At 44.9% G+C, this 18148-nt stretch carries 11 protein-coding genes; 9 read left to right on the top strand and 2 right to left on the bottom strand.

The genetic code is table 11. The features are described 5' to 3' along the window. Positions 1-141: 141 nt before the first annotated feature. The gene (locus ACHZES_RS11580) at positions 142-762 is read right to left on the bottom strand and encodes a superoxide dismutase (protein WP_154524715.1); all 621 of its coding nucleotides are present in this window, start codon (positions 760-762) and stop codon (positions 142-144) included. 543 nt (positions 763-1305) lie between these two features. Continuing rightward, complete coding sequence (locus ACHZES_RS11575) at positions 1306-1701, bottom strand: hypothetical protein (RefSeq protein ID WP_089995628.1); 396 nt, start codon at positions 1699-1701, stop codon at positions 1306-1308. A gap of 263 nt (positions 1702-1964) precedes the next feature. On the opposite strand from ACHZES_RS11575, the gene ACHZES_RS11570 reads away from it, so the two are divergent. The 9 genes from ACHZES_RS11570 (at position 1965) to ACHZES_RS11530 (ending at position 18110) form a co-directional block, all read left to right on the top strand. Continuing rightward, complete coding sequence (locus tag ACHZES_RS11570) at positions 1965-5852, top strand: DNA-directed RNA polymerase subunit beta (RefSeq protein ID WP_195841149.1); 3888 nt, start codon at positions 1965-1967, stop codon at positions 5850-5852. Positions 5853-5870: 18 nt separating this feature from the next. Beyond that, positions 5871-9533 (top strand): DNA-directed RNA polymerase subunit beta', encoded by a 3663-nt coding sequence (gene rpoC / locus ACHZES_RS11565; RefSeq protein ID WP_038281379.1) that lies wholly within the window; start codon positions 5871-5873, stop codon positions 9531-9533. A gap of 261 nt (positions 9534-9794) precedes the next feature. Continuing rightward, complete coding sequence (rpsL, locus tag ACHZES_RS11560) at positions 9795-10214, top strand: 30S ribosomal protein S12 (protein ID WP_038281378.1); 420 nt, start codon at positions 9795-9797, stop codon at positions 10212-10214. Positions 10215-10392: 178 nt separating this feature from the next. After that, positions 10393-10863 (top strand): 30S ribosomal protein S7, encoded by a 471-nt coding sequence (rpsG, locus tag ACHZES_RS11555; protein ID WP_013274355.1) that lies wholly within the window; start codon positions 10393-10395, stop codon positions 10861-10863. Between the two features lie 15 nt (positions 10864-10878). Further along, complete coding sequence (gene fusA / locus ACHZES_RS11550; RefSeq protein ID WP_038281377.1) at positions 10879-12999, top strand: elongation factor G; 2121 nt, start codon at positions 10879-10881, stop codon at positions 12997-12999. A gap of 154 nt (positions 13000-13153) precedes the next feature. Next, entirely contained in the window at positions 13154-14347 is a 1194-nt protein-coding gene (tuf, locus tag ACHZES_RS11545; protein WP_038281376.1) for an elongation factor Tu, read from the top strand. Positions 14348-14673: 326 nt separating this feature from the next. Next, positions 14674-16170: a YjjI family glycine radical enzyme gene (locus ACHZES_RS11540; RefSeq protein WP_154524709.1), complete on the top strand. Its 1497-nt coding sequence runs from the start codon at positions 14674-14676 to the stop codon at positions 16168-16170. After that, complete coding sequence (locus ACHZES_RS11535; protein ID WP_395548933.1) at positions 16167-17030, top strand: YjjW family glycine radical enzyme activase; 864 nt, start codon at positions 16167-16169, stop codon at positions 17028-17030. The genes ACHZES_RS11540 and ACHZES_RS11535 overlap by 4 nt, the downstream gene beginning before the upstream one ends. A 24-nt stretch (positions 17031-17054) precedes the next feature. Beyond that, positions 17055-18110, top strand: coding sequence for a BMP family ABC transporter substrate-binding protein (locus tag ACHZES_RS11530; protein ID WP_395548932.1), 1056 nt, complete (start codon positions 17055-17057; stop codon positions 18108-18110). Positions 18111-18148 lie beyond the last annotated feature (38 nt).

The following is an 18148-nucleotide window of genomic DNA, read 5'->3' as shown; positions in this document are numbered from 1 at the left end:
CATCAGGAAGCGGCATTCTATTAGCTTATATATGACTTCAGCATCCACAGAAGCTTCTGGTCTTCGGCCAGATAGCCGTTAAATTGATCTACGGTTGCGCCGCCGCCATCGTCTTCGGGCAGCTTGATAATCCTCCTTTTCTTAGCTGTTCATTATGTTTTCATAGTTTGCTGCAACAGCCTTCCAGTCAATAACATCAAAAAATGCTTTAATATAGTCGGCTCTAAGGTTCTTATATTTTAAGTAGTAGGCATGTTCCCAAACATCAATGCCTAAAATCGGTACAAACCCTCCGCCTTCCATGAGGGGATTGTCCTGATTTGCACTGGCTGAAAGAACCAGCTTTCCATCACGGTTTGCTGAGAGCCAGCCCCAGCCGGATCCAAACTGGCCTGCAGCCAGGCCGCTTAACTGATTTTGAAAGTCAGAAAAACTACCAAAAGTTTTTTCCAGCGCATCCTTTAGGAGACCGACAGGCTCTCCTCCGCCGGAAGGGCTCATAGTGGAAAAATACAGATTATGATTATAAAATCCTCCGCCGTTGTTTCGGATTGCCTTTCTGAGAGATTCGTCGGAAATGCTGTCCAGGGAGGAGAGCAGGGCGGTGATTTCTTTGTCTTCAACACCGGCCTTTTTTGCAGCGTCATTTAAATTTTTGGTATATGCTGCGTGATGCTTGGAGTAATGGGTCTCCATTGTGAGAGCGTCGATATGGGGCTCTAAAGCGTTATATGCGTATGGTAATTGTATTTGATTAAACATAATAATTCTCCTTTCGTTTCTGGTTATGCAGTGAAAAGGTTATTTTTATAAAGAGGTTAGTTGTGGCTAACTACCTTGTAGCTTGATTGTATATTAAGTATATAACTTTGTCAATAGGTTTTTTAAAATTAAATTGAAAACAATCATAATATTAATATTTCAGATTGATCTGTTATAAGATTAAGATTAATATAAGATTCAAACTAAATTGAAAGAAAATTGTAATTTATGTTTTCGTTTCAGCATTGAGATAGTACTGATAAATATTTTCAAATACGTGTAATTATATCTGTTTTAAATGACGTTTATGATTGGTGTTCCTTCCTAATATATAAGGAAACATAATAGGTTATTTTCACAACTCTATTTTTGCAAAAAATCGACCAAATTATATTTTAAGTTCAAATAAATTATTTTTATCAACAAAAAATGCCAGGGTGCGACTAAAGTCGCCCTCCGGCATTCTGCACAGATTTCTTTACGATACAGATTACTTACTAAAAAACGGGTATTGATGTATTTGCTAATACAGAAACCAGATAATTACTTTCCGCTCTTTTTAAACCTGTCCAAAAACTTTTTCTTTTTCGGCGCCGGTGGAACCGCTTTGCCCCGAAGGCTCTTGATCTCGGTTATGTAGATACCGCTTACCACAACCTTTGCTTCTGTTTTGACCGGAAGCACTTCGAATACCTTGGCGTCAGCGATCAGTGTCATGACCTTTGGGCCAACCTTTGCTTTTACAATGGGCAGCTTTGTGCGGCGCATATACCATGGGGTTTGTTCATACACGATCTTAGGAAGCCCTGCATCTTTTAGCTTCATTTTCTTTTTATCAATTACCAGCATGGATACGGACTGTGCTGCAGCTTCCAATGCCTGCTGCTGTTCTACCTGACGCTTTTCCAGCTTTCTTCCGAGAAAATAAAGAACCGCCATAGCCACGGCTGCGATAAAAAGAATCACTAATAATACGTTTAAAAATGTGCTCACCGGGAATACCTCCAATAGTTCATTTTGTAAATTGGGCCTATCTGCAATAGTATAACACATTTTATTGGAGAATACAAGTAAAAAATGCTTGACACGTTGACAAAGCCATGTTATTATGGAATGTGCACTATTGTGGATTTGTGTGCCTTAACGGCATATTTATGCCCAAAAACAGAAACGATTAGAAAGAAAACAGGGGTGAAACGTCAATGGAGAAAAGCAGAATGCGTCCGGTCCCAGCCGGTAAGAGCCTGAGAATGAGCTTCTCAAGACAAAAAGAAGTGCTTGAGATGCCTAACCTGATTGAGATTCAAAAGAATTCCTATCAGTGGTTCCTTGATGAAGGATTAAAGGAAGTCTTTGAAGACATCTCTCCGATTGCAGACTTTGCAGGACACTTAAGTCTTGAGTTTGTCAACTTTACATTATGTAAGGATGACCTCAAGTACACAATAGAAGAATGCAAAGAAAGAGATGCAACCTATGCAGCTCCTTTAAAGGTAAAGGTAAGGCTTTGCAATAAAGATAAAGATGAGATTAATGAACATGAGATCTTCATGGGTGATCTTCCGCTTATGACAGATACCGGTTCCTTTGTGATCAACGGTGCCGAGCGAGTTATTGTTAGCCAGTTGGTACGTTCCCCAGGTATATATTATGGTATCGAACATGACAAGGTAGGGAAAGAGCTTTATGCCTGTACTGTAATCCCGAACAGGGGTGCATGGCTGGAGTATGAAACAGACTCCAATGACATTTTCTACGTTCGTGTAGATAGAACCAGAAAGGTTCCGGTTACCGTGCTGATCCGTGCCCTGGGCTTTGGCACCAACGCGGAAATTATTGAACTGTTCGGTGAAGAACCAAAATTATTAGCCAGCTTTGGTAAGGATACTTCCGATAATTACCAGGATGGCTTATTGGAGTTATATAAGAAGATCCGCCCAGGTGAACCTTTATCTGTTGATAGTGCTGAAAGTTTGTTAAATAGTATGTTCTTTGACCCCAGAAGATACGATCTTGCAAAGGTCGGTAGATATAAATTCAATAAAAAGCTTCATTTTAAAAACCGTATTGCAGGCCATGTTCTTGCTGAGGATGTGGTTGACACCACAACCGGAGAAATTTTAGCAGAGGCTGGAAGCACAGTAGACAAGCAGCTTGCAATCGACATTCAGAATGCGGCTGTTCCGTTTGTATGGCTGGAGGGAGTGGAGCGTAAGCAAAAGGTCCTTTCCAACTTAATGGTTGATTTAAGTTCTTTTGTAAACTTTGATCCAAAGGAAGCAGGTATTACAGAATTAGTATTCTATCCTGCACTTGAAAAAATCCTGGCAGAAGCTGGAAGCGCTGATGAAGAGGCTCTTAAAAAAGCACTTCACAGAAATATTAACGAACTGATTCCTAAGCATATTACAAAGGAAGATATTTTAGCTTCCATTAACTACAACATGCATCTGGAAGAAGAAGTGGGAATGGCTGATGATATCGACCATTTGGGAAATCGTAGAATCCGTGCCGTTGGTGAGCTTTTACAGAACCAGTACCGTATCGGTCTTTCCAGAATGGAGCGTGTAGTCAGGGAACGTATGACAACACAGGATATGGATGGCATTACACCTCAGTCATTGATTAACATAAAACCTGTTACAGCAGCAGTAAAGGAGTTCTTTGGAAGTTCCCAGCTGTCACAGTTCATGGATCAGAACAACCCGCTGGCAGAGCTGACTCATAAGAGACGTTTATCCGCATTGGGACCTGGCGGTCTTTCCAGAGACCGTGCCGGATTTGAGGTCCGAGATGTTCACTACACCCATTATGGACGTATGTGCCCGATTGAGACCCCGGAAGGTCCTAACATCGGTCTGATCAACTCCCTCGCTACTTATGCAAGGGTAAACCAGTATGGATTTGTAGAAGCTCCTTACCGCGTGGTGGATAAGACCAATGCCCAGAATCCGGTGGTTACGGATGAAGTCGTTTACCTGACAGCTGACGAAGAAGATAATTTCGTGGTTGCACAGGCGAATGAGCCGATTGATGATGATGGCCATTTCGTTCATAAGAATATTTCCGGACGTTTCCGTGAAGAAACTTCCGAATTCCAGAGGAAAAACATTGATCTTATGGACGTTTCTCCGAAGATGGTATTTTCCGTTGCAACTGCCATGATTCCTTTCCTTGAAAACGACGATGCGAACCGTGCGCTCATGGGATCAAACATGCAGCGTCAGGCCGTGCCTCTGCTGACCACAGAGACCCCAGTCGTAGGAACCGGCATGGAATCAAAGGCAGCGGTAGACTCTGGCGTTTGTGTTGTTGCCAGAAATACCGGCGTTGTGGAGCGCTCCGCTTCCAACGAAATCATCATTAAGAGAGATTCCGACGGCGGAAAAGATGTTTACCGCCTAACTAAATTTAAAAGAAGCAACCAGTCTAACTGTTATAACCAAAAGCCAATCGTATATAAGGGCAACCATGTGGAAAAGGGAGAAGTTATTGCAGACGGCCCATCCACTCAGAATGGTGAGATCGCTCTCGGTAAGAACCCTCTGATCGGCTTCATGACCTGGGAAGGTTACAATTACGAGGATGCGGTTCTCTTAAGCGAAAAGCTGGTACAGGAAGATGTTTACACTTCTGTTCATATTGAGGAATATGAGGCGGAAGCCCGTGATACCAAGTTAGGGCCGGAAGAGATCACAAGAGATGTTCCTGGTGTTGGTGAGGATGCCTTAAAGGATCTTGACGAAAGAGGAATCATAAGAATCGGTGCGGAAGTCCGCGCTGGTGATATTCTGGTTGGAAAGGTTACTCCTAAGGGAGAGACCGAGCTGACTGCAGAGGAGCGTCTGTTACGTGCCATCTTTGGCGAGAAGGCAAGAGAAGTCCGCGATACGTCCTTAAAGGTACCTCACGGTGCTTACGGAATTATCGTAGATGCAAAAGTATTTACAAGAGAAAACGGCGACGAACTTTCCCCAGGTGTGAACCAGACCGTACGCATTTACATTGCCCAGAAGAGAAAGATCTCTGTAGGTGATAAGATGGCCGGCCGTCATGGTAACAAGGGTGTTGTTTCCCGTGTACTCCCTGTAGAAGATATGCCGTTCCTGCCCAATGGCCGTCCGTTAGATATCGTATTAAACCCTCTGGGCGTGCCGTCCCGTATGAATATCGGACAGGTGCTTGAGATCCACTTAAGCCTTGCGGCTAGAGCTCTTGGATTTAACGTATCCACTCCGGTATTTGACGGTGCAAACGAGATTGACATTATGGATACCCTGGATGTAGCCAACGACTATGTAAATATGGAGTGGGAAGATTTCCAGGAGAAATATAATGATACCTTAAAGCCTGAGGTTATCGAGTATCTGGGTGATCACCTGGATCACAAGGAATTGTGGAAGGGTGTTCCTATTAACCGTGACGGTAAGGTTCGTCTTCGTGACGGACGTACCGGCGAGTTCTTTGACAGCCCGGTTACCATTGGCCACATGCATTATTTGAAGCTTCACCATCTGGTTGACGATAAGATTCATGCCCGTTCCACAGGTCCTTACTCTCTGGTTACCCAGCAGCCTCTCGGCGGTAAAGCCCAGTTCGGCGGCCAGCGTTTCGGAGAGATGGAGGTTTGGGCCCTGGAGGCTTATGGCGCTTCCTACACACTGCAGGAGATCATGACCGTGAAATCCGATGACGTGGTGGGTCGTGTGAAGACCTACGAGGCCATCATCAAGGGTGATAATATTCCTGAACCGGGAATTCCTGAATCCTTTAAGGTATTGTTAAAAGAGCTTCAGTCACTGGCGCTGGATGTAAGAGTGCTGCGTGATGACAATACAGAGGTTCAGATTGCGGAAAGCACCGATTATGAAGAGACTGATTTAAGATCCATCATTGAGGGCGACAGACGTTACCGGGATGAAGAGTCCTTTGGCAACTACGGTTATCAGAAGCAGGAATTCAAGGATGCTGAGCTGGTAAGTGTGGAAGAAGAGGAAGAAGAGGAAATAGAGGAAGTAGAAGCAGACGGTGTCGACGATTCTTTTGAGGATTTCGATGACGCAGAATTTGACGATTCAGACGAAGAATAATAGAAGGGAGAACCGCTCATGCCTGAAAACAATGAAACTTACCACCCAATGACATTTGATGCCATAAAGATCGGTTTGGCATCTCCGGAGAAGATTCTGGAGTGGTCCCATGGTGAGGTTAAAAAGCCTGAGACAATCAACTACAGGACCTTAAAGCCGGAAAAAGACGGTTTGTTCTGTGAACGGATCTTCGGACCAAGCAAAGACTGGGAATGCCATTGTGGTAAATATAAGAAAATCCGGTACAAAGGCGTTATCTGTGACCGATGCGGCGTTGAAGTAACCAAGGCCAGTGTCCGCAGAGAGCGTATGGGCCATATACAGCTTGCGGCTCCTGTTTCCCACATCTGGTATTTTAAGGGAATTCCCAGCCGTATGGGTCTGATCCTGGATATTTCTCCGAGAACCTTAGAAAAGGTGCTTTATTTCGCATCTTATGTGGTTCTTGATGCCGGAAATACGGGATTGCAGTATAAGCAGGTCTTATCGGAAAAAGAATACCGGGAAGAAATGGAAAAATACGGCTACGGCGCCTTCCGCGTAGGAATGGGAGCTGAAGCTATTCTGGAGCTCTTACAGTCTATTGACCTTGAAAAGGACTCTGAGGAGTTAAAGAAGGGGTTAAAGGAAGCGACCGGACAGAAGCGTGCCAGGATTATCAAGAGACTTGAGGTCGTGGAAGCATTCCGCAACTCCGGCAACTTGCCTGAGTGGATGATCATGACAGTGGTTCCGGTAATTCCGCCGGATATCCGTCCTATGGTACAGCTTGACGGCGGCCGTTTTGCTACCTCTGACTTAAATGATTTATACAGAAGAATCATAAACCGTAACAACCGTCTTGCCCGTCTCTTGGAGCTGGGAGCTCCGGACATCATTGTCCGCAACGAAAAGCGTATGCTTCAGGAAGCGGTGGATGCGCTCATCGACAACGGCAGAAGGGGCAGACCGGTAACCGGACCGGGAAACCGTGCCTTAAAGTCTCTTTCCGATATGTTAAAGGGAAAACAGGGCCGTTTCCGTCAGAACCTTTTAGGAAAGCGTGTTGACTATTCCGGCCGTTCTGTTATCGTAGTAGGACCGGAGCTTAAGATATACCAGTGCGGTCTGCCAAAAGAAATGGCGATCGAGCTGTTTAAGCCTTTCGTAATGAAAGAGCTGGTTTCCAACGGAACCGCTCACAATATAAAGAATGCAAAAAAGATGGTAGAGCGTCTTCAGACAGAAGTCTGGGATGTTCTGGAAGATGTTATCAAGGAACATCCGGTTATGTTAAACCGTGCGCCTACCCTTCATAGACTTGGTATTCAGGCATTTGAGCCAATTCTGGTAGAAGGTAAAGCAATTAAGCTTCACCCTCTGGTTTGTACCGCGTTTAACGCCGACTTTGACGGAGACCAGATGGCAGTCCATCTGCCTCTTTCCGTAGAAGCACAGGCAGAATGCCGTTTCCTTCTGTTATCGCCTAACAACTTATTAAAGCCGTCAGACGGTGGTCCTGTGGCAGTTCCTTCACAGGATATGGTTCTTGGTATTTACTACCTGACCCAGGAGAGGCCGGGAGCCAAGGGCGAAGGAATGGTATTTAAGAGTGTGAATGAAGCCATTCTCGCTTACGAAAACCAGGCAGTTACCCTTCATTCCAGAATTAAAGCCAGAGTGAGCAAAAAAATGGCGGATGGTACCATAAAGACCGGAGCCGTAGAATCAACTGTAGGACGTTTCATTTTCAATGAGATCGTTCCTCAGGACCTTGGCTTTGTTGACCGGACGATTCCAGGCAACGAACTTCTGATGGAAGTTGATTTCCATGTAGGAAAGAAGCAGTTAAAGCAGATCCTTGAAAAGGTTATTAACGTTCATGGTGCAGTTCAGACTGCAGAAACCTTAGATGATATTAAGGCCATCGGTTATAAATACTCTACCAAAGCCGCTATGACCGTTTCCATTTCCGACATGACAGTACCGGAGAGCAAACCGAAGCTGATTGCCGATGCACAGGCAACGGTTGACCAGATTGCAAAGAACTTCCGCCGCGGACTTATTACGGAGGAAGAGCGTTATAAAGAAGTAATTGACACATGGAAAGTAACTGATGATCAGTTGACCCATGATCTGCTGACCGGACTTGATAAATACAACAACATCTATATGATGGCCGATTCCGGAGCCCGTGGTTCTGATAAACAGATCAAACAGCTTGCAGGTATGCGTGGACTTATGGCCGATACAACCGGTCACACCATCGAACTTCCTATCAAGTCCAACTTCCGTGAAGGTCTTGACGTACTGGAGTACTTTATCTCCGCTCACGGTGCACGTAAAGGACTTTCCGATACGGCTCTCCGTACGGCTGACTCCGGTTATTTGACCAGACGTCTCGTAGACGTTTCCCAGGATATGATTATCCGTGAGATCGACTGCTGCGAAGGCAAGGATACTCCGTTTATGGAGATCAAAGCATTCACGGATGGTCAGGAAACCATTGAAGGCCTGCAGGAGCGTCTCACAGGACGGTTCATTGCAGAAACTATTACAGATCCGGATACCGGAGAAGTAATCGTAAAGGCGAACCACATGTGTACACCGAAGCGTGCAGCTGCGGTTATGAACGTGTTAAAGAAGCTTGGCCGTGATTCCGTGAAAATCCGTACCGTATTAACCTGTAAATCCCATATGGGTGTCTGCGCAAAATGTTACGGTGCCAACATGGCAACCGGACAGCCGGTTCAGGTAGGTGAAGCAGTCGGTATCATAGCTGCACAGTCCATCGGTGAGCCAGGAACCCAGCTGACCATGCGTACCTTCCATACCGGCGGTGTTGCCGGTGGCGATATTACCCAGGGTCTTCCCCGTGTCGAGGAGCTTTTTGAGGCTCGTAAGCCAAAGGGTCTTGCAATCATTGCAGAATTCAGCGGCGTAGTGGCCATTAAGGACACTAAGAAAAAGCGGGAGATTATTGTTACGGAGAACGAAACAGGCAATTCCAAGACCTATCTGATCCCTTACGGATCCAGAATCAAGGTTCAGGATGGCCAGGTGCTAGAGGCCGGTGATGAGCTGACAGAAGGTAGTGTGAACCCACACGATATCCTAAAGATCAAAGGTGTTCGTGCTGTCCAGGATTACATGATCCAGGAAGTACAGCGTGTATACCGTTTACAGGGTGTTGAGATCAATGATAAGCACGTTGAGATGATCGTAAGACAGATGCTTAAGAAGATCAAAATCGAGGAGAGCGGAGACAGTGATGTGCTTCCGGGAACCTCCATGGATGTTCTGGATTACAATGACTTAAACGAAGCTCTTCTTGCAGAAGGAAAGAACCCGGCAGAAGGAAAGCAGGTTATGCTTGGTATTACAAAGGCATCTCTGGCTACTGATTCCTTCTTATCCGCCGCTTCCTTCCAGGAGACTACAAAGGTTCTGACCGAAGCTGCGATTAATGGCAAGGTCGATCACTTAATTGGTCTGAAGGAGAACGTAATCATCGGTAAGCCGATTCCGGCAGGTACCGGTATGAAGCGTTACCGCACCATCGGACTGAATACAGATTCAGCTTTCGAAGACAAGGATGAGATCAAGCTGTTAGAGGATGAGGATGAGATTCTTTTGGCAGAAGATGGATTCAATGAGGCGGAAGAGGTTCTGGATATTGACGAGAACGAGATAGAAGAATAAGCAATGAGATAATCCTTAAATTGCAAAACCCGGAGCTGGAGTTTTCTGAAATTCCTGCTCCGGGTTTCAGGCATTGAATGCTCTTATTTTTTAGAAATTTTGTTTTTTAGTAGACCGGCAATGCCTATTTGAAAAAAATCCTTGACAGAAAAATACAAAATGTATATAATAATTAGGCGTGCATTAACGCGTCATGTTTTTGTGCGTAAATTAAGCTGAAGATAACAGCAACCACAGACAATATCACAGGAGGTGAATGGAATGCCAACATTTAACCAGTTAGTAAGAAAGGGTAGACAGACAAGCGCAAAGAAATCTCAGGCACCAGCTCTGCAGAAGGGTTACAACTCTTTACAGAAGAAGGCAACTGATATTTCTGCTCCACAGAAGAGGGGTGTCTGCACGGCAGTTAAAACTGCTACACCTAAAAAGCCTAACTCAGCTCTTAGAAAGATCGCCAGAGTACGTCTTTCTAATGGAATCGAAGTAACAAGTTACATCCCAGGTGAAGGTCATAACCTTCAGGAGCATAGCGTTGTTTTAATCCGTGGCGGTAGAGTAAAAGACTTACCAGGTACCAGATACCATATCGTCAGAGGTACACTTGATACCGCAGGAGTAGCAAACAGAAGACAGGCTCGTTCCAAGTATGGTGCAAAGAGACCGAAAGATAAAAAATAATTAGACCACACATTTGAATTTCTAGTGCCGGACTTTAGATATTGAACCTGTAGGTTGCAGGGTTATATATATAGAAACCGAGCGCGAACGCAACTTGAATGTTTGTGAGTACCTAGGATCTAATGAATAGCCGATTAGTCGGTAAAGGCTGAACGGCCATATTAAGGAGGGAAGTAACGTGCCACGTAAAGGACATACTCAAAAAAGAGACGTATTAGTGGATCCGCTTTATAATAACAAAGTTGTTACAAAGCTGATTAACAACATCATGTATGATGGTAAAAAGGGTGTTGCTCAGAAGATCGTATACGGTGCATTTACCCGTGTAGAAGAAAAGACTGGTAAACCAGCCGTTGAAGTATTCGAAGAAGCTATGAACAACATTATGCCTGTACTTGAAGTAAAGGCAAAACGTATCGGTGGAGCTACCTATCAGGTGCCGATCGAAGTAAGACCGGAGAGAAGACAGACTTTAGCCTTAAGATGGATTACTCTGTTCTCTCGTAAGAGAGGCGAAAAGACTCAGGAAGAAAGACTTGCTAATGAGATAATGGATGCTGCCAACAACACCGGTGCTGCTGTAAAGAAGAAAGAAGATATGCACAAGATGGCTGAGGCAAACAAGGCATTCTCTCACTACAGATTCTAATAGGAGGAAAAAGCTTTGGCTGGAAGAGAATATCCATTGGAAAGAACCAGAAATATTGGTATTATGGCCCATATCGATGCAGGTAAAACTACATTGACCGAGCGTATCCTCTATTATACTGGTGTAAACTACAAAATCGGTGATACTCATGAAGGTACTGCCACCATGGACTGGATGGAGCAGGAGCAGGAAAGAGGTATCACAATTACTTCAGCTGCTACAACTTGCCACTGGACCATGCATGAAAATTGCCAGGTGAAGCCGGGCGCTCCTGAGTATCGTATCAACATCATTGATACTCCAGGACACGTTGACTTTACAGTAGAGGTTGAGCGTTCCTTACGTGTACTGGATGGCGCCGTAGGCGTATTCTGTGCAAAGGGCGGTGTTGAACCACAGTCCGAGAACGTATGGCGTCAGGCTGATACCTACAACGTTCCACGTATGGCATTCATCAACAAGATGGATATCATGGGTGCAAATTTTTACGGCGCTGTTGAACAGATCAAAACCCGTCTGGGCAAGAATGCAATCTGCATTCAGCTGCCTATCGGTGCAGAAGATGAATTCAAGGGACTCATCGATCTGTTCGAAATGAAGGCTTATATCTTTAACGGTGATAAGGGCGATGATGTTTCTGTCGTTGATATCCCAGAAGATCTGCAGGATGATGCAGAGCTTTACCGTGCCGAATTAGTTGAAAAAATCTGCGAGTTAGATGATGACTTAATGATGGTATACCTGGAAGGTGAAGAGCCTTCCGTAGATGAATTAAAGAAAGTATTAAGAACTGCAACCTGTAATTGTACAGCTATTCCTGTATGCTGCGGTAGCGCATACAGAAACAAGGGTGTTCAGAAGCTCCTTGATGCAGTTCTTGAGTTTATGCCTGCTCCTACTGACATTCCTTCTATTAAGGGTGTTGATATGGACGGCAATGAAATCGAGCGTCATTCTTCTGATGAAGAGCCATTTTCTGCTCTTGCATTTAAGATCATGACAGACCCGTTTGTTGGAAAGCTGGCATTCTTCCGCGTATATTCCGGTATTATGAATTCCGGTTCCTATGTGCTGAATGCAACCAAGGGCAAAAAAGAGCGTGTTGGACGTATCCTTCAGATGCATGCCAACAAGAGATCTGAGCTGGACAAAGTATATTCCGGTGATATCGCTGCTGCTGTTGGTTTTAAGATTACAACAACTGGTGACACGATCTGTGACGAACAGCATCCGGTAATTCTGGAATCCATGGAATTCCCAGAGCCGGTTATCGATATCGCTATCGAGCCAAAGACCAAAGCTGGTCAGGGCAAGATGGGCGAAGCTTTAGCAAAACTTGCAGAAGAAGATCCTACCTTCCGTGCAAAGACCAACCAGGAAACTGGCCAGGTTATCATTTCCGGTATGGGTGAACTTCATCTGGAGATCATCGTAGACCGTCTGCTTCGTGAGTTCAACGTAGAAGCCAATGTAGGTGCTCCTCAGGTTGCTTATAAGGAGACATTTACAAAGTCTATTGAAGTTGACAGCAAGTATGCGAAACAGTCTGGTGGACGTGGACAGTACGGACACTGTAAGGTTCGTTTTGAGCCGATGGATCCTAACGGCGAAGAGACCTTTAAGTTTGAGTCTTCCGTTGTCGGTGGTGCGATTCCGAAGGAATACATTCCGGCAGTCGGCCAAGGTATCGAGGAAGCTACTAAGTCCGGTATTCTGGGCGGATTCCCGGTACTGGGTGTTAAGGCAAACGTATACGACGGTTCCTACCATGAGGTAGACTCCAGTGAAATGGCATTCCACATCGCCGGTTCCATGGCGTTTAAGGATGCTATGAACAAGGGTGGAGCCATTCTTCTTGAGCCGATCATGAAGGTAGAAGTAACCATGCCAGAAGATTATATGGGCGATGTTATCGGTGATATTAACTCCCGTCGTGGCCGTATCGAAGGTATGGAAGACATCGGCGGCGGAAAGATGGTTAAAGCATATGTTCCGTTAGCAGAGATGTTCGGTTATTCTACAGATTTACGTTCCAAAACACAGGGACGCGGTAACTACTCCATGTTCTTCGAGAAATATGAGCAGGTACCGAAGAGTGTACAGGAAAAAGTTCTTGCAGAGAAAAAGGGCAAATAATTCCTAACAGGTTCCACTGGGTTTCAGGCAGCTTTGACTGCCTGGAATCCGTCAAATAGGCTTGAAAATAGTGCACAAATAGCATATAATAAAAAACAGCCTAACATAAAAATTAAAGCTCAAATAGAGCATAAATTAAGGAGGACGTTATAAAATGGCTAAAGCTAAGTTTGAAAGAAACAAAACCCATTGTAACATCGGTACTATTGGTCACGTTGACCACGGCAAAACTACTTTAACAGCTGCAATCACAAAGACTCTTCATGAAAGATTAGGTACTGGACAGGCAGTAGCTTTCGAGAATATCGATAAGGCTCCAGAAGAGAGAGAGCGTGGTATCACAATTTCTACTTCTCACGTTGAGTATGAGACAGAGAAGAGACACTATGCACACGTTGACTGCCCAGGACATGCTGACTACGTTAAGAACATGATCACTGGTGCTGCTCAGATGGACGGCGCTATCTTAGTTGTAGCTGCTACCGATGGTGTTATGGCTCAGACCAGAGAGCACATCCTGCTTTCCCGTCAGGTAGGCGTTCCTTACATCGTTGTATTCATGAACAAGTGCGATATGGTTGACGATGCAGAATTACTTGAATTAGTAGACATGGAAATCCGTGAGCTGTTAAACGAGTATGAATTCCCAGGCGATGATACACCAATCATCCAGGGTTCTGCTTTAAAGGCTCTTGAAGATCCTACAAGCTCTTGGGGCGACAAGGTTCTTGAATTAATGAAGGCAGTAGATGAGTGGGTTCCAGATCCTGTACGTGAGACAGATAAGCCATTCTTAATGCCAGTTGAGGACGTTTTCTCCATCACAGGCCGTGGTACCGTTGCTACCGGTAGAGTAGAGCGTGGTACTTTACATGTATCTGATGAAGTTGAAATCGTTGGTATCCATGAAGAGACTCGTAAGGTTGTTGTAACCGGTATCGAGATGTTCCGTAAGCTGCTTGACGAAGCTCAGGCTGGTGATAACATCGGTGCATTACTTCGTGGTGTTCAGAGAACTGATATCGAAAGAGGTCAGTGTCTGGTTAAACCAGGTTCTGTAAAGTGCCATAAGAAGTTTACCGCTCAGGTTTACGTTTTAACAAAAGATGAAGGTGGACGTCATACTCCTTTCTTCAACAACTACAGACCTCAGTTCTATTTCAGAACAACTGACGTTACTGGCGTTTGCGATTTACCAGCTGGCACAGAGATGTGTATGCCTGGTGATAACGTAGAAATGTCTGTAGAGCTGATTCATCCGGTAGCTATGGAGCAGGGTCTTCGTTTCGCTATCCGTGAAGGCGGCCGTACAGTAGGTTCAGGTAGAGTTGCTACTATCGTTGAATAATTAAAATTGAGAGCCAAGCCCTTAGTTAATAAGGAGCTTCGGCTCTTTTTTTATTGTTAAAATGGTATTATTTTCCGATGATTATTCTAAGCTTTCATTATATTTTAGTTTATAGTGCACAAATACCATTGGATCTATTGTGATTTTTACTAAAATAGTACATACAAAAATGTTACTTATGTACAAATCGTATTATTTTTGCTTGAAAAAGGACATAAGTCCTTTAGATAGTGAAAAGTAATTGCTATAATGTGAATATTTCAGGGGTATCAGAGATATAAGTCCTTTTATGATGGATAAGACTTGAAATGAAAGAGGTAGGATGCATGAATAAAATTTTAGACATTGTAACATCAAAGAACCTGACTTATGAGCAGAAAGTTGTAGCCCTGGCCCATGCGGCGGAAAATAGTCTGGAGGTGCTTTCCATACCCGAAAGAACCCACCATTATATGGACACTGGTGCGATTTGCGATCTGGATGAAGGGCATGCTCCTTACCGCCCCAGATACATAATGCCGGACTATGAAAAAGCAGTTAAAAACGGCTGTGAATTTTTGCAGATGGAGGCGCCTAAGGACCTGGATGAAGTATTGCAGTATTTAACCATACTGTATCGTCACGTCCCTTCTATCACTAGTTATCCAGTTTATCTTGGTAACATTGATAAACTGATTGAACCGTTTCTTAATGGGGTGACGGATGAGGAAGCGGAAAAAAAGCTGAAGCTGTTCCTTATTTATTTGGACCGGACCATAACCGATGGTTTCTGCCATGCTAATCTGGGGCCGGAAGAAACGAGAGCGGGCCGCCTGATTTTAAAGCTTGAAAAGGAACTTCAGAATGCAGTTCCCAATTTGACTCTGAAATATGATAAGGACATTACCCCGGATTCTTATGCGGAGCTTGCCCTTTATACTTCCCTGTACTGTGCAAACCCGGCTATCTGTAACCACAAGATGCACAAAGACACTTACGGGGATTACGGGATATCAAGCTGCTATAATATCCTTCCCATTGGTGGAGGTTCCTACACATTGGCGAGAATCGTCCTTCCCAGGTTAGCAGCGGAAGCAAAGGGCAGAGAACAGTTTTTAACAGAGTTATTACCTGATTGTCTTTCCTGCATGGGAGACTACATGAATGAAAGAATTCGTTTCCTTGTAGAAGAATCCAATTTCTTTGAGACCTCATTCCTCTCTACGGAGGGTCTTATCTCCAGAGATAAGTTCCTTGCTATGTTCGGAGTTGTAGGGCTGGCGGAATGCACCAACATGTTGATGGGAGATCCACAAAAAACATATGGTCACAATGAAGAAGCGGATGACCTGGCAGAGCAGATCATGCAGGTGATTGCGGATTATGCGGGTTCCGCAAAAGCTGTCTATTCAGAGGTTTTTGACAATCATTTTGCACTTCACGCACAGGTCGGCATTGATTCAGACCATGGCATTACCTCAGGTGTCCGGATTCCGGTAGGGATGGAACCGGAACTCATGTATGACCACCTTCGTCACAGCGCCAGGTTCCACAAGTTTTTCCCAACAGGCTGTGCGGATATTTTCTCGTTTGATCCCACGGGAAGAAACAATCCGGCCGCTATGCTGGATATTGTAAAGGGAGCCTTTTCTCTGGGAGACAAATATATAAGTTTTTATGCCTCGGACAGTGATCTGGTCCGGATAACAGGATATCTGGTCAAACGGAGCGAGATGGAAAAATATTATGAAGGTGAAGCCGTATTGCAGAATACAGTACATCTGGGCGGTGATAATTACCGCAACGCTCATCTTGAGAACCGGAAGGTAAGGGGGCTGCAGTGAAAGCCGCGATCAACAAAATGATCCCCTTAAGCGTAGTGGACGGGCCGGGCTGCCGGACCGCAGTATTTGTCCAGGGCTGTAATATCGCCTGTGCTTACTGCCACAACCCGGAGACACAGAGGCTGTGCAACGGCTGCGGCATTTGCGTCAGCCAGTGTCCTGCAGGTGCATTGTCCCTTTCGGGAAAGAATGTGATATGGAATGAGGCGGTCTGTACCCAGTGTGATCATTGCATCCGGGTCTGTCCCAATTATGCTTCTCCAAAGGTACGTTGGATGGAAGCTGTGGACATCTGGGAGCAGATTTCAAAAAATATACCGTTTATTCAGGGGATCACGGTATCCGGCGGCGAATGCGGCCTATACCCAGAATTTATCACAGAATTATTCACGCTTGCAGGGAAAGCCGGGTTATCCTGTTTTCTGGACAGCAACGGCTGTGTGGATTTTACAAAGCACCCGGAGCTCATGGCTGTGACGGATAAAGTTATGCTGGATGTAAAAGCGTGGGATTCCCAGGTGTTTCAGCGGTTGACTGGTAAAGATAATAGTGTTGTTAAAAAAAATCTAAATTATCTGGCCAAGGTAGGTAAATTATATGAAGTAAGGCTGGTATGCCTGGAAGGGGAATCTTCTTCCGGTCCATCAGAAGACAAAGAAGTGGATATGGAGGATGTCATCAGAGGAGTGGCCGCCGAAGTAAATCCTTATCTGGAGGATTTTAAGCTAAAGCTTATTACATTCCGCAATTATGGGGTAAGAGGCAAAATGGAAAATAGAAAAAGCCCTACACAGAACCAAATGGAGAAATTAAAGGAGTTGGCGGTTCAATGTGGGTTTAAAGAAATACAGATTGTATAGAATGAAAAATGGAGGAATCAGGTTATGATGAGAAAAGGTATTGTATTGGGTTTAACAGCGGCTATGGTGCTGTCACTTACGGCTTGCGGAGGCGGAAAAACGGAGACCACAAAAGCCCAGGAGGAAACTTCCGGAGGGAAGAGCAGCTTTTCCGTTGCAATGATTACGGATACAGGCGGAATCAATGACCAGTCCTTTAACCAGTCAGCATGGGAAGGCCTTACTGAGTTAAAGAACAAAACCGGTGCAGAAGTTAACTACATCGAGTCAAAGCAGGCATCGGATTTCGTAACGAATTTAGAGAGGCTGGGAGACAGCGGTGCCAATCTGTTATGGGGCGTAGGTTATGCCTGTGCCGATGCAGTGCTGGAGGCAGCCGGAAGCAATCCTGATATCCAGTATGCAATCATTGACAACGCTTATGAGAATACACCTTCCAATGTGACCGGAGTAATGTTCCGTGCCCAGGAACCATCCTTCCTGGTTGGATATGTGGCAGGACGTACCACACAGACTGGAAAAGTAGGTTTTGTAGGCGGAATTTCCTCAGGCTTAATCGACCAATTCCAGTACGGCTATGAAGCCGGCGTAAAGTATGCGGCAAAAGAGCTTGGAAAAGATATTGATATTTCTGTACAGTATGCAGAGAGCTTTAGTGATGCTGCTAAGGGAAAGGCAATTGCTGCAAGAATGTATTCTGATGGCTGTGATGTGATCTATCATGCGGCCGGCGGTACAGGAACCGGTGTAATCGAGGCTGCCAAAGAGGCGGACAAGTGGGTAATCGGTGTAGATCGGGATCAGGCATATCTTGCACCGGAAAACGTGCTGACATCTGCTCTCAAATTAGTTGGTAAAGCAGTTCAGGAAGTATCGGAAGAAGCAATGAACGGCAAGGAGATCGGCGGTCAGACCCTGACCTTCGGTTTACAGGAAGACTGTGTGGGAATTCCTGAGGAGCATGGCAACATGGCAGAAGGTGTTTATGAAGATACCTTAAAGGTGAAGGATAAGATTAAAAACGGAGAACTGACACCACCGACCACAAAAGAGGAATATGAAGCATTTATCGCTAAATAGAAGAGAAATAATTTACACCGCAGGAATCGAAAGAGCCT

This window comes from Lacrimispora sanguinis (genome assembly GCF_044987295.1).
In the GTDB taxonomy this organism is placed as follows: domain Bacteria; phylum Bacillota; class Clostridia; order Lachnospirales; family Lachnospiraceae; genus Lacrimispora; species Lacrimispora celerecrescens_B.
This window is presented reverse-complemented; position numbering and strand designations above follow the sequence as displayed.

Coding starts and splice junctions, on each gene's coding strand:
- ACHZES_RS11580 (WP_154524715.1), bottom strand. CDS start 762: ATGTTTAATCAAATACAATTACCATACGCATATAACGCTTTAGAGCCC.
- ACHZES_RS11575 (WP_089995628.1), bottom strand. CDS start 1,701: ATGGCGGTTCTTTATTTTCTCGGAAGAAAGCTGGAAAAGCGTCAGGTA.
- ACHZES_RS11570 (WP_195841149.1), top strand. CDS start 1,965: ATGGAGAAAAGCAGAATGCGTCCGGTCCCAGCCGGTAAGAGCCTGAGA.
- rpoC (WP_038281379.1), top strand. CDS start 5,871: ATGCCTGAAAACAATGAAACTTACCACCCAATGACATTTGATGCCATA.
- rpsL (WP_038281378.1), top strand. CDS start 9,795: ATGCCAACATTTAACCAGTTAGTAAGAAAGGGTAGACAGACAAGCGCA.
- tuf (WP_038281376.1), top strand. CDS start 13,154: ATGGCTAAAGCTAAGTTTGAAAGAAACAAAACCCATTGTAACATCGGT.
- ACHZES_RS11540 (WP_154524709.1), top strand. CDS start 14,674: ATGAATAAAATTTTAGACATTGTAACATCAAAGAACCTGACTTATGAG.
- ACHZES_RS11530 (WP_395548932.1), top strand. CDS start 17,055: ATGATGAGAAAAGGTATTGTATTGGGTTTAACAGCGGCTATGGTGCTG.